This is a genomic window from Neosynechococcus sphagnicola sy1 (genome assembly GCF_000775285.1).
Lineage (GTDB): Bacteria > Cyanobacteriota > Cyanobacteriia > Neosynechococcales > Neosynechococcaceae > Neosynechococcus > Neosynechococcus sphagnicola.
In genome coordinates, this window is the sequence record NZ_JJML01000032.1 from 1 (window position 1) to 12,696 (window position 12,696).

11 protein-coding genes and 2 pseudogenes are annotated in these 12,696 nt (G+C 52.3%); 6 read left to right on the forward strand and 7 right to left on the reverse strand.

What is annotated here, in order from left to right:
• On the forward strand, positions 1 to 485 hold a 485-nt coding region (locus DO97_RS13700; protein WP_036534382.1), incomplete at its 5' end, for an IS5 family transposase.
• 153 nt (positions 486 to 638) lie between these two features.
• Here the strand turns inward: DO97_RS13700 and DO97_RS13705 are convergent.
• A complete protein-coding gene (locus DO97_RS13705) occupies positions 639 to 1,136 on the reverse strand; it encodes a GNAT family N-acetyltransferase (RefSeq protein ID WP_036534385.1) in 498 nt (165 codons plus the stop codon).
• A 176-nt stretch (positions 1,137 to 1,312) separates the two neighbouring features.
• Here DO97_RS13705 and DO97_RS13710 point away from each other — a divergent pair, with 176 nt between their 5' ends.
• Positions 1,313 to 1,954: a hypothetical protein gene (locus tag DO97_RS13710; protein ID WP_052128738.1), complete on the forward strand. Its 642-nt coding sequence runs from the start codon at positions 1,313 to 1,315 to the stop codon at positions 1,952 to 1,954.
• Between the two features lie 93 nt (positions 1,955 to 2,047).
• Here the strand turns inward: DO97_RS13710 and DO97_RS13715 are convergent, their stop codons facing one another.
• The 4 genes from DO97_RS13715 to DO97_RS13730 all read right to left on the reverse strand — a co-directional run bounded on the left by DO97_RS13715 (position 2,048) and on the right by DO97_RS13730 (position 6,653).
• Positions 2,048 to 2,422 carry a Mo-dependent nitrogenase C-terminal domain-containing protein gene (locus DO97_RS13715; protein ID WP_036534390.1) on the reverse strand — a complete coding sequence of 125 codons (375 nt, stop codon included), beginning with the start codon at positions 2,420 to 2,422 and terminating at the stop codon, positions 2,048 to 2,050.
• Between the two features lie 285 nt (positions 2,423 to 2,707).
• Positions 2,708 to 4,513, reverse strand: coding sequence for a ribonuclease J (locus DO97_RS13720; RefSeq protein WP_036534392.1), 1,806 nt, complete (start codon positions 4,511 to 4,513; stop codon positions 2,708 to 2,710).
• Between the two features lie 111 nt (positions 4,514 to 4,624).
• A complete protein-coding gene (dapA, locus tag DO97_RS13725; RefSeq protein ID WP_036534394.1) occupies positions 4,625 to 5,509 on the reverse strand; it encodes a 4-hydroxy-tetrahydrodipicolinate synthase in 885 nt (294 codons plus the stop codon).
• Between the two features lie 103 nt (positions 5,510 to 5,612).
• Positions 5,613 to 6,653 carry an aspartate-semialdehyde dehydrogenase gene (locus DO97_RS13730; protein ID WP_036534396.1) on the reverse strand — a complete coding sequence of 347 codons (1,041 nt, stop codon included), beginning with the start codon at positions 6,651 to 6,653 and terminating at the stop codon, positions 5,613 to 5,615.
• 298 nt (positions 6,654 to 6,951) lie between these two features.
• Here DO97_RS13730 and tig point away from each other — a divergent pair, with 298 nt between their 5' ends.
• The 4 genes and pseudogenes from tig to DO97_RS13750 all read left to right on the forward strand — a co-directional run bounded on the left by tig (position 6,952) and on the right by DO97_RS13750 (position 11,586).
• The gene (tig, locus tag DO97_RS13735) at positions 6,952 to 8,379 is read left to right on the forward strand and encodes a trigger factor (RefSeq protein WP_036534400.1); all 1,428 of its coding nucleotides are present in this window, start codon (positions 6,952 to 6,954) and stop codon (positions 8,377 to 8,379) included.
• A gap of 288 nt (positions 8,380 to 8,667) precedes the next feature.
• Entirely contained in the window at positions 8,668 to 9,354 is a 687-nt protein-coding gene (clpP, locus tag DO97_RS13740; RefSeq protein WP_036534403.1) for an ATP-dependent Clp endopeptidase proteolytic subunit ClpP, read from the forward strand.
• A gap of 9 nt (positions 9,355 to 9,363) precedes the next feature.
• Positions 9,364 to 10,710 carry an ATP-dependent protease ATP-binding subunit ClpX gene (gene clpX / locus DO97_RS13745; RefSeq protein ID WP_036534405.1) on the forward strand — a complete coding sequence of 449 codons (1,347 nt, stop codon included), beginning with the start codon at positions 9,364 to 9,366 and terminating at the stop codon, positions 10,708 to 10,710.
• Positions 10,711 to 10,715: 5 nt separating this feature from the next.
• A pseudogene (locus DO97_RS13750) lies at positions 10,716 to 11,586 on the forward strand (alpha/beta fold hydrolase).
• Between the two features lie 18 nt (positions 11,587 to 11,604).
• Here the strand turns inward: DO97_RS13750 and DO97_RS13755 are convergent.
• Together DO97_RS13755 and DO97_RS24445 are read right to left on the reverse strand one after the other, a co-directional pair.
• A complete protein-coding gene (locus tag DO97_RS13755; protein WP_052128739.1) occupies positions 11,605 to 12,450 on the reverse strand; it encodes a M10 family metallopeptidase C-terminal domain-containing protein in 846 nt (281 codons plus the stop codon).
• Positions 12,419 to 12,696: pseudogene (locus DO97_RS24445) on the reverse strand (M10 family metallopeptidase C-terminal domain-containing protein); the annotation flags it as partial. The pseudogene DO97_RS24445 and the gene DO97_RS13755, both read right to left, overlap by 32 nt.

The following is a 12,696-nucleotide window of genomic DNA, read 5'->3' on the forward strand; positions in this document are numbered from 1 at the left end:
TTATCGACAGTCAAAGTGTCAAAAGTGCCGCTGGAGTGAGCCAATCGGTGGGCTACGATGCGGGCAAACAAATTAAAGGTCGAAAACGGTTTATGACGGTCGATACCCTGGGATTGCTGTTGCGGGTCTTGGTGACTGCCGCGAGTGTACCCGAACGAGAGGGGGCTAAACAGGTACTCCAACAGGTGAAACAGATGGGTCAAGGGGTATCGCGACTGCATACGATTTGGGCCGATGGCGGTTTTGACGGTAATCCATTCCTGATGTGGGTGATGGATGTTTGTCGGTGGATTGTGGAGGTTGTGCTGCGACCAGAGCAAACCAAAGGGTTCGTATTGCTGAAAAAAAGGTGGGTTGTTGAACGAACATTTGGCTGGCTCATGGGGTACCGTCGATTGGTTCGAGACTATGAGTTATGGCCAGAAACTTCGGAGACATTTATTTACCTGGCCATGATACGAATCATGGTGAGGCAGTTAGCATAAAATCTGACCCAAAAAACTTTTAAAACATCCTCTTAGACATTCAGCGACGCTTTGCAGCCTTAGAACGACGGGTGACAAAGCTTGAGGTTGGCCTTCAAGAGGTAGATCGGATGGTTGACCCTGAGGGCTGGAATTGATCTCAATGGCGATCCATTAGCTGGAGTGTGCCGAGATCAAGTATTCTCGATGCTGGTTCAGGGTCAGGGTATCCAGTAATTCCTGGGGCTGGTTATACAAAACCATGGTAGTACTGTCATTACTTTGGAAGCCAATCCGCCCATAGAAGGGCTGTTGATGGGTGGTCATCAGGTAGACGCGCTCCACCCGGTTAATATGGGGGTGACTGAGAACCGTTTCGACCAACTTGCTCCCCAGCCCCGATCCCTGATAGTCCGGATGAATCACCACATCCCAGATCGTTGCCCGGTAAACTCCATCGGAGGTGGCTCGGGCAAATCCTATCAGGCGATCGCCATCCCAGACCGTGACTACAGGCTTACTATGGGCGATCGCGATCTCCAGATCTTCTAGCCGTCGATTCTGTGCCCAGAAAGCCGTTGCTTGAAATAGCCTTTGGAGTTGCTGCAAATTCACCGTTGCAGCGGACGGCTCAGACCCTTCATGAACCCGGAACTGGATTTGACGACTCATCGTTGGCAAATGTTTAATTTCTATGGATAAATGAACGCCTCCAGTGTAGCGTGGCCACCTGAAAATGGCGGAATTGCTCCTCAATGCCCTATCAGTGAAGCCAGAGCTATCTACAATGGTTTTGCACCTGCCTGTGCCCTGCATCGGCGTTCTTAGTGAGAGCAAACCCTGGAACCATGAGAAATGGCAGAAATCACCCCCGATGCTTGCCCAAAGATCGCTGGTGGCAGCGGTCGCCGCTGATTCTGGTGTTGCTGTTGTTGCTGTGGAGTTTGGCGTTGGGGTGGGGTTTGGCTGAAGTCACCTCTGGTACCCCGCGGTTGGACACCCCTTCATTGGCCAGTGCGGGTGGTCTCACCCCACCCATCTCCAGCTCTCCTGCCCCACCCTTACTGACCCAAGCATCGAGTATTTCCCCGGTGGGGGGCATCGATCCAGTTCCCCCTGGTTTGCAACTGGGGCAGGAAGTGTACCTGCAAACCTGTGCTACTTGCCATCTAGGATTACCACCCGCGGTTTTACCCACGGAAACTTGGCGACAGATTATCCAGGACTCCCAGCACTATAGTGTGCAACTCAAACCCCTGGTTGATCCGACGCGACTGCTGGTGTGGAACTACCTGCGAACCTTCTCCCGCCCCCAATTAGCAGAAGAAGACCTACCCTATCGGGTAGACAATTCTCGGTTTTTTCGCGCCCTCCATCCCACGGTGAAAATTGCCCGACCGGTGCGGATGAATAGCTGTGTTGCTTGTCATCCCGGTGCCCCCCAGTACGACTATCGCAGTCTCACCCCTGAGTGGGAGAACGCACCCTAGGCAGGAGCAACTGACCGATCTAAAAAGGGAAGACCGATACCCATTAATCAAATGATGGGTATCAGCCTTCCCTGAATGTGGAGCGCGACTTAATTAGCAGTAAGGGGAAACATCCTCACCGCAAACATCGGCTAGATAACACAAGGCTCGAAAACGCAGAGCTGCCACCTGCTCATAGAGGGGGTTGAGTTTACAGAGTGGCGGAATATGGAGCAATTTTCGACCAAAGAAGCGGATGTCTCGTTCAAATGGGCAATGGGCTGGAATCTTCTGGCAGAGGAACCGGGCTAATTTGGGTTCCCGCACCTCAATCCCATCCAGCCAGTAACGAAAGGGGTAGAGCAGATCGAAGGCAGCCGCCGATGCAGCCGCCTGTTCTGTTGATGTATTAATATGCAGGTCCTCAGAACGTATCCAAACCCAGCACTCTAGTGCCAGGTTTTGGTTGGGGTAGTTTGGTGCTTTCATAACGGCAATTCCAAACAGATTCGGTCAGGCTCCAGGGAGCAGTAAGTGGTATCTATAGAGTCCATAGAGCATCAAACCGTGAGCCCCAAATAAATGCAGTCGTTCCCGATACATTTGCAATTTATTTTGGGAGGGGATTAATCATAAGTAAAACCTATGAAAATCCTGGCAGTTGCCCTCGCTGGGAGAGATGCGCTACGTCATCTGCTAATACAGACGCAATGGCCGTGATTTCGTATCCAACGAATGGAGACAAATTGAGGTTTTCCGGGGAGAAACTGGGGATCACGAGGCAACTCCAGCCGTGGAGCGCTGGCGTAAAGCAGGCCGAACAGAGCTGGGGCTGGGGCTGGGGCTTGGACTCGGAGTACTGCTGCTAGGTTGGGAATGCGGGAGCGGATTCTGCATTAGCAACACCAACAGGGGATCACTTTGTAATTCCCGCCGGAGCATGCGCTGAATCTCCCGTTCGAGTTGGGTCTGGAGGCCGACCCAGTCGATTTCCACTTGGCCTTCGCCATCGCTACGAGCCAAGTCAGCCCAGCGATCGCGCAGAGTTTCGGTCATCACCTCGCTGACCCAGCGTTGGAGCAGCGATCGCTCCAGGGAAGTCACCACGCCCCGGAGATGGATTTCGGGGGTGGCGAGCAATTCACCCTGCCAGCTAATGGCCACCGCCACAGTAACGACGCCATCCTCGGCGAGTTGTTGCCGCTCCTTGAGAACTCGGGCATTCACCACTCCTGTGTTGTCCACGAGCTCCACTCCGGAGGGGACTTTGCCGCCAATCTGGATGGAGTCGGGGGTGAGTTCAACAATATCCCCATTGTTGATAATCACCATATTCTCGGGGGGAATGCCCATACTCCGAGCTGTTTCGGCGTGCTTAACCAACATCCGGTGCTCACCATGCACCGGCAGGAAGAACTTGGGACGGGTAAGGGCAATCATCAGCTTTTGATCCTCTTGACATCCATGCCCCGAGACATGAATACCTTGATCCCGACCGTAAATCACCTTGGCTCCCTGCATCATCAGTTTATCGATGGTGTTGACGACGGCGATGGTGTTGCCAGGAATCGGGTTGGCGGAAAAGACAACCGTATCACCGGAGCGGATTTTAATTTGGCGATGGTCGCCGTTGGCAATGCGACTCAGGGCTGCCATCGGTTCTCCCTGGGAACCTGTGGTCAGGATCAAGATTTTTTGCGGCGGGATTTGATTAATCCCATGTAAGGGTTGGAAGAGGTCATCACTGCATTTGAGATAGCCCAGGTTACGGGCATGGGCAATCACATTTAACATTGAGCGACCGACCACAGCGACAGTTCGCTGGTGGCGAGCTGCTAAATCCAAGATCAGATTCAGGCGATGCACCGAGGAGGCAAAGGTGGTCACCAGCAGTCGTCCGGGGGCTTGGCTAAAGATCCGATCCAGATTGGGATACACCGAGCGTTCCGAAGCGGTGAATCCGGGGATTTCTGAGTTCGTCGAGTCACTGATCAAACACAGCACTCCCTTGGAACCATGTTCGGCGAGGCGATGGAGATCAAAATGCTCCCCATCCACCGGGGTGTGGTCAATTTTAAAGTCTCCGGTGTGGATCACCATGCCAACGGGGGTATGAATCGCAACGGTGAAACTGTCGGCAATCGAGTGGGTGTTGCGAATGTATTCCACAAAAAACTGAGCCCCAATGCGTACCATGTCGCGGGGACGGACGGTGCGCAACTCGGTGCGATCGCTGACACCAGCTTCTTCTAGCTTGCCTGCCAACAGCGCCATGGCTAAGCGGGGGCCGTAGATAACCGGAATATCAAACTGCTTCAGGTGAAAGGGAATGCCGCCAATGTGATCTTCATGACCATGGGTGACGATCATGCCCCGGATTTTATGTTTGTTCTCTCGCAAATAGGTCATGTCCGGCAGGACAATATTCACCCCATGCATGCCATCCGTTGGGAAGGCAAGTCCGGCGTCGAGTAAGACAATTTCATCGTTGTATTCTAAGACACAAGTATTTTTGCCAATTTCGTGGAGTCCTCCGAGGGGAATGATTTTCAGAGCAGGATTGGAGCCGTTGTTACTCATGGGTATCCTTAATCAGGGGGATGCAAAATCTTCAAACAGGAACTACCGGGCAGGTGGACTGCGGAGATAGTCGGGCTATTCAGTTGTGGATAAAATCTCAGGGGGCACTGGTTACAGCAACGATAATTGCTGCAACACAACCTGCAAATTCTGAACCAGGTCAGGAGACGGCTCACAGAGAGGAGAGCGGAGGGAACCAACCGACCAACCTTGGAGTTGCAACGCTGTTTTCACCGGAATGGGATTGGTGGTGAGGAACAGGGATTTGAACAGGGGAAACAATTGCAAATGAATTTGGGTGGCTTGCTGAACTTGGCCGGCCAGAAAGGCTTGGACCATTGTCTGGAGTTGTTGACCCACCAGATGGCTGGCAACGCTGACAACCCCCTGGGCACCAACTGCCAGCAGGGGCAAGGTGAGGGAATCATCGCCGGAATAAAGGGCAAAGTCGGAGGGTGTCAAACAGCGAATCTGGCTGGCTTGGTCTATGCTGCCACTGGCTTCCTTAATTGCCACAATATTGGGAATCTCAGCTAAACGGGCTACGGTTTCTGGCTGTAAGCTCTGGCTGGTTCGCCCTGGGACGTTGTACAGCATCATCGGTAGATCGGGAGCTGCTTCGGCGATCGCTCGGAAGTGTCGATACAGTCCTTCTTGAGGCGGCTTATTGTAGTAGGGCACCACCTGCAAGGAACCATCCAGTCCTAACTGACTGGCCTTCTGAGTGGCGGCGATCGCCTCCTGGGTGGAGTTAGATCCGGTTCCTGCCATCACTTTGGCTTTCCCAGCTACCGCTTTTTGTACGACTTGGAACAACTCGTACTCCTCTGACCAACTAAGGGTTGGTGACTCGCCCGTAGTACCACAGACGACCAAGGTATCGCTACCGTGATCAACAAGGTGAACGGCGAGTTGTTCGGCAACGCCATAATCGACTTGCCCCTGCTGGTTGAAGGGCGTGATCATGGCGGTCAAAATTTGTCCAAAATTTACCACACGTTATTTCAACTCCTTATCCTGATCGATCATGGGGGGGTCTGTAAAGCTTGACGGGGATGGGGAAGATGGGGTTGCCATGACGCAAAAAGTCGCAGCCTCTCTATCTGGCCAGGGTGACTGCAGGGCGCAGCCAGCTTTGGGTCACTAGTAGTTCTGCAATTTGCACCGCATTGAGGGCGGCTCCCTTACGAATCTGATCGCCACTTAACCAAAGTTCTAGACCACAGGCATGGGAAATGTCTTGGCGAATCCGTCCCACCAGTACCGCATCTTGACCGCTGGCTTCCATCGGCATCGGGAAGTAATTGGCCTGCCAGTCTTCCACTAGTTTAATGCCGGGAGCCTGACTGAGAATGCTACGAGCTTTTTCCACAGCGAAGGGTTGGGAAAATTCCAGGTTGATGGCTTCGGAATGAGCCCGCAACACCGGGACTCGCACACAGGTAGCCGTCACTCTCAGGTTGGGTGTGGCAAAGATTTTGCGGGTTTCATTCACCATTTTCAACTCTTCCTCACAATAGCCCTGGTCGTTAAGCTGAGAGTTGTGGGGGAAGAGATTGAAGGCGAGGGGATAGGGGAAAATCTCAGATTGGGGGGCTTCCCCTTGGAGGATCGCCTGGGCCTGGTTTTTTAGCTCCTCCATGGCTCTGGCTCCTGCCCCACTAGCCGATTGGTAGGTGGCTACAACCAGCCGTTGAATCGGTTGAACACGATGCAGCGGCCAAACGGCCAAGCTCAACAAGATTGTCGTGCAATTGGGGTTGGCAATAATCCCTTCATGGGTGGCCGCAGCCTGGGGGTTGACCTCAGGCACGACCAAGGGCACCTCGGGGTTGAGGCGAAAGGCACTGGAGTTGTCAATGACAACCGCTCCAGCCGCCACCGCCTTAGCAGCCCAAAGTCTGGAGGTAGAGGCTCCTGCGGAGGCGAGGACTAAATCTACTTGGTCAAACGATTGCTCGGTCACCACCTCAACCGGCAAGCACTCACCTTGGAAAGAAAGCTGACACCCAGCAGAACGAGGCGAGGCCAATAGCTTCAAATCAGCGATCGGGAAATTGCGACTGGCTAATAAATCCAGTAGTTCTGTCCCAACGGCACCCGTTGCCCCCAAAATGGCAACTCGATAAGAACGAGGCAAATTTAGTATCCTCCCAAGACCTCAGGGCTTGTGTAACAATGCTTGGTTTGTTCTTTAGTGTTCCCAAATCTTAGCGGATTTTAGGGAGATTCAACCAGCAGGGCCATCGCAATCCTGGCAGAAAGCTTTTTAAAGAAACCCGGTTTAGTTGGTTGGCAAGTCTTAGAATCGGTTACGATCGCCTATTGCTGAGGAAGCGTTCCTTGGTGATTTCCTTGGGCGATCGCGCTATTTAGAGATTGCATTGCGATCGCTGCTGCGATGTCCTCCTTATTCTCTCAGACCCTTAGAGCAACCGATGAAAGTTACCCAGGAAAAACTGCCCGCCAGCCAAGTTGGCCTGGAAATTGAGATTCCGTCCGAAATGTCCAAACAGGCCTATGAAAAAGTGATCCAGAAATTCACCCAATCGGCCAATATTCCTGGGTTCCGCAGAGGCAAAGTACCGCGTCAGATTTTAATTCAGCGGATTGGTAGCACCCACATTAAAGAAGTGACGGTGGAAGGACTGGTGCAGGATGGCATCAAGGAGGCACTGTCGCAAGCCGAGATTCTCCCCATTGGCAGCCCGCAATTGCTTTCCTCCTTCGAGAGTCTCGTCAGTCAATTCGTCCCAGGAACACCCCTGACTTTTACGGCAGCAATTGATGTCCAGCCAGAGGTCACCCTCACCCAGTACCAGGGTTTTCAGGTGCAGGCAGAGGAGGTTCCCTTCAATCCTGACCAGGTGGATCAGGCCATCGAAACCCATCGTCAGCAAGTCGCTACCCTGGTTCCCGTGGAAGCTCGATCGGCTCAACTCGGAGACATTGCCATTGTTGATTACCAGGGGCGCTTTGCGGTCAACGAAGCCGATGCGGATGAACCTACCATCATCCCAGGGGGCGAAGCCACTGATTTTCAAGTAGAACTGGCACCAGGCCGCTTTGTCGATGGGTTCGTGGAAGGGATTACGGGGATGAATCCTGGCGAGATCAAGGAATTTCCGGTGCAGTTTCCTGACAATTACCCCACGGCGAGGCTCGCAGGTCAAGGGGTGATCTTTACGATTACGCTGAAGGAACTGAAAGAAAAAGAACTTCCGGAACTGAATGATGAATTCGCCCAGGAAGTCAGTGAATTTGAGACCTTTGCGGCACTGCAAGCATCCCTGGAGACCCAATACCGGACTGAAGCGGAGCGCAAGACCCAAGACAATAAGGAAGAAGCCTTGGTGCATGAGCTGCTGCAGCACGTGGAGGTGGACTTACCCGAAACCCTGGTGCGCCAAGAGATAGACTACTTAATTACTCAAACGGCCGTTCAGTTGCAAAGTCAAGGTATGGACATCCGGCAGTTGTTTACCGCCGACAGTATGCCCAAATTCCGAGAACGTTCTCGTCCCGATGCGATCGCCCTATTACGCCGCAGTTTAGCCCTCCAAGAAATTGCCAAACGCGAGGCGATCACCGTCGCCCCTGAAGCTATTACGACCAAAGTCCAGGAAGTGTTGGCTCAAAATCCAGGGCGAGACGTTGACTCTGAACGTCTCCAGCAGGTCGTTGCCGATGATTTATTAGCAGCCGCCGTCCTCAGTTGGTTAGAGGCTCATTCCACCGTTGAGCTAGTACCTCTGGGCACCCTGACCGCTGCCACCCCAGATCCTGAGACCGAGCCTTCCGAATCGGCTGAGGCAACTGAGGTATCTGAAGCAACGGAAACAGTGGTGGCAGTTGATGAACCCTAACCAGCTCTCCCCCAGATAACCAGGGCAGCAGCAGTAGCCGAGATCTGGCTCCGAGGCCCTAGGGGCAGGGCAACTGTCCCCATTGGAATTGAGGCATAATGGGGGGAAGATAAAGGCTCTTGCATCATCAATGCCCCCCTGAGCACCGTTGCCTGAAAATTTCTCCAGTAACCTGTTCAGGGTTTTGCCTTTCTGTAATAATCCCGCTAGGGTTAGCAACGAACGTTGTCTTCTGACTGCATCGTGTAAGCCCTCAGTGGACTGCTCAACTTCCTCGCTGAAGCTTTTATGTACTTTTCCCAGTCATTGCCCCATCCAGTTAAAAGTTTGACATCCCTGGACATATCTGCGATCGCCAACGTGGTGCCAATGGTCGTGGAACAGTCTGGGCGTGGCGAGCGCACCTTTGATATTTACTCTCGACTGCTACGGGAACGCATTGTGTTTCTGGGAACTCCCGTGGATGATGCAGTGGCGGATTCCATTGTGGCTCAACTATTGTTCCTGGATGCGGAAGATCCGGAGAAGGATATCCAGATTTACATCAACTCCCCAGGCGGATCGGTCACCGCTGGCATGGCCATCTACGACACGATGTGTCAGATTCGTCCCAACGTTGTCACCATTTGCTTTGGTCTAGCAGCCAGTATGGGAGCCTTTTTGCTTTCAGGGGGCACCCCTGGTAAGCGCATGTCCCTTCCCAGTGCCCGAATTATGATCCATCAACCCTTGGGGGGTGCCCAAGGGCAGGCGATTGATATTGAGATCCAGGCACGGGAAATCCTCTATCATAAGCGCAAGTTAAATGAGCTCTTGTCCCAACATACCGGCCAACCCCTAGAGCAAATCGAAGCGGATACCGAGCGAGACTTTTTTATGTCTGCTGAAGAAGCCAGAGCATACGGGCTGATTGATCAAGTGATTTCTCGGCAGAATCTACCCTCGGTGTCAGACACTGTCACCGCAGTCAACTAAGAGGCCGCTATGTCAAAATATGACTCCCATCTCAAGTGTTCTTTCTGCGGCAAGTCTCAAGAGCAAGTACGCAAGTTAATTGCCGGGCCGGGAGTCTACATTTGCGATGAATGTGTTGACCTGTGCAACGAGATTTTGGATGAGGAGTTTTTTGATGGCAGTGGCAGTGCAACTCCCCAGCCATCTCCCCGGCCTGAACCCACAGAACGGCGGAAACCCCGCGCCAACAGCCTCTCCCTAAATCAAATTCCCAAGCCAAGAGAAATCAAGAAATACCTGGATGAGTACGTGATTGGGCAAGATGAGGCCAAAAAAGTCCTCTCCGTTGCAGTCTATAACCATTACAAACGGCTGAGTTTTATTCAAGGCAAGGGTTCTGGGAATAAAGCTCATCCTGAGGATGGGGTTGAACTACAAAAATCTAATATTCTCCTGATTGGTCCCACGGGCTGCGGTAAAACTCTCCTAGCCCAGACCCTGGCAGAAATTCTTGATGTTCCCTTTGCGGTAGCCGATGCGACGACACTGACAGAAGCAGGTTATGTCGGCGAAGATGTCGAGAATATTTTGCTGCGGTTACTTCAGATGGCCGATCTTGATGTGGAAGAGGCTCAGCGGGGGATTGTCTACATTGATGAAATTGACAAGATTGCCCGCAAGAGTGAGAACCCCTCCATTACCCGCGATGTTTCGGGAGAGGGAGTCCAGCAAGCCTTACTCAAGATGCTAGAAGGCACCGTCGCCAATGTTCCTCCCCAGGGTGGTCGAAAACACCCCTATCAAGACTGCATTCAAATTGATACCAGTAACATCCTGTTCATCTGTGGGGGCGCCTTCGTTGGCCTTGACAAAGTCGTTGAGCAGCGGACGGGTCGAAAGTCAATGGGTTTTATCCAACCCGGAGAAACCCCTCCGAAGGAGAAACGAGCGGCTGATATTCTCCAGCATCTAGAACCCGATGACTTGGTGAAGTTTGGCATGATTCCCGAGTTTATTGGCCGGATTCCCATGGTGGCGATCGTTGATCCTCTGGATGAAGATGCCTTAACTGAGATTCTCACCGAACCTAAGAATGCCTTAGTGAAGCAGTACCAGAAACTCCTGAAAATGGATAATGTCCAGTTGGAGTTTAAGCCAGAAGCGGTTCGGGCGATCGCCCAGGAAGCCTATCGCCGCAAAACAGGAGCCCGTGCCCTGCGTAGCATCGTGGAGGAACTGATGCTGGAGGTGATGTATGAACTACCCTCCCGCAAAGATGTCCATCGCTGTGCGATTACCCGAGAAATGGTTGAGAAGCGTTCAACCGCAGAGCTATTGGTACATCCCTTGTCCTTGCCTAAGCCTGAGTCTGCTTAGTAATCATGGCTTACATTCAGGTTCGGGGCCATGCCCATTACTATGAATGGATTACCGCCGCTGGGGATGCTACTCCCAGCGGTAAACCCGTGTTGGTGTTCATCCATGGTTCGGGGGGGATCGGCTCGCTATTGGGAGAGTACCGCGATCGCCTTAACCGACCGCTTTGACTGTCTGTTGTATGATTTGCGCGGATTTGGCCGCTCTAGTGTCAACTTTATGGGGGCAGACGGGACAGCCTCGCTGCCAGAAACAACCCAGAGTTATGAATTAGAAAGTTATGCGGTGGATTTAGCGAACCTGCTAGACGCACTGCATATTCCGCAGGTATATCTCAATGCTCACTCGGCTGGGGCTTCCATTGCCGTTTTCTTTTTAAATCTCTATCCACAGCGGATCAAACGAGCCATCCTCACCTGTAGCGGTATTTTTGAGTACGATGAACCGGCGTTTCAAGCCTTCTATCGATTTGGGGGATATGTGGTTAAGTTCCGCCCCCGGTGGTTATCTCAATTACCCTTTGTCGATCGGCTGTTTATGCAACGTTTTCTCCACCGTCCCCTAGCGGGGGCCATTAGCCAAGCCTTTTTAGAGGATTTTCTCGTAGCGGATTACCCAGCAGCTCTGGGAACTATTTTTACCTGTGTCAGCAAACGAGCCACGGAAGTCATGCCGTTGGAGTTTGCCCGATTGACAGTGTCGACGCTGCTGGTGGCCGGAAGTTGTGACATCATCATTCCAGCCGAGATGGGACGTCAAGCTGCCGCTTTAAGTTCAATGGTAGAGTTTGTAGAAATTCCTGACACGGCTCACTTCCCCATGCTGGAAGATGCTGAGACTTACCTGAAAGTGGTTCGTCATTTCTTGCAGGCCTAGCACTGGGGAAAAGCTAGGTTAAAAAATTACAAAATTGGCGTTGCTGATATTGGCGATCGTCTGAGTGTTCAACGTTGCGAACAAGGTTTCATCACCCGTTGATGTATTGGAGCTGGTTGGATCGTAGTAAATCAACACATTTGCACCAGACGTAACCGCCAACAACGCTGCACTAGAGATACTGCCATTGGCTAAATAGGCTGCTGTAGAGGCTGTTGCTAAGGTTGCGCCCTCGCCATACCGATTCACGGACAGCGTTCCTGCTCCGCCCAAACCCGTCAAACCAGCTGCCGCGACATGAATCAGATCCTGACCGGAGACAAAATCTTGAATCGTATCTCTGACATCGGCGAGACTATTAAACCCAAAGATATCATTGCCGCTGCCGCCAGAAAGACTATCATTGCCGCTGCCTCCCCACAGAGTGTCATTACCGTTCCCTCCAGATAGGGTGTCATTGCCAGCACCACCGAATAGGGAATTATCCAGGGTGCTGCCTGTGATCACATCATTGAGGCTGCCCCCGGTGACATTTTCAATCTGAGTCCCTGTAGCAAGGGTAAGGGCGAGGTTGCCGTTGACGGTTTGGCTACTGCCAACGGTGCCTAGATTAACAGTAATGGCCTGAGTGGTTGTTGATGAAAAATCTAGACCATCGGTTCCAGAAACAGTATCGGTAATGGTATCACTGCCGAGAGCAGCATCAGCATCGAATATATAGATATCGTTATTGGCACCCCCATCCAGGGTGTCATCACCCGCATCTCCTTGGAGGCTGTCATTGCCAGTACCACCCACTAGGGAATTGTTCAGGGTATTGCCSGTTAAAACATCATTGAGGCTCCCCCCCGATAACAGTTTCAATTTGAGTCCCTGTCGTCAGGGTGAGGGTGAGATTGCCATTGACGGTTTGACTACTGCCAAGGGTGCTTAGATTGACGGTTAAAGCTTGGGTGGTTGTTGTAGAAAAGTCGAAGGTATCAGTACCCACTGAATCTGTATCTGTTACTGTGTCGCTACCAAGGGCAGAATCGGCATCGAATATGTAGACATCGTTATCAGTACCCCCATCCAGGGTGTCACTCCCAGCATTCCCTTGGAGGCTGTCAT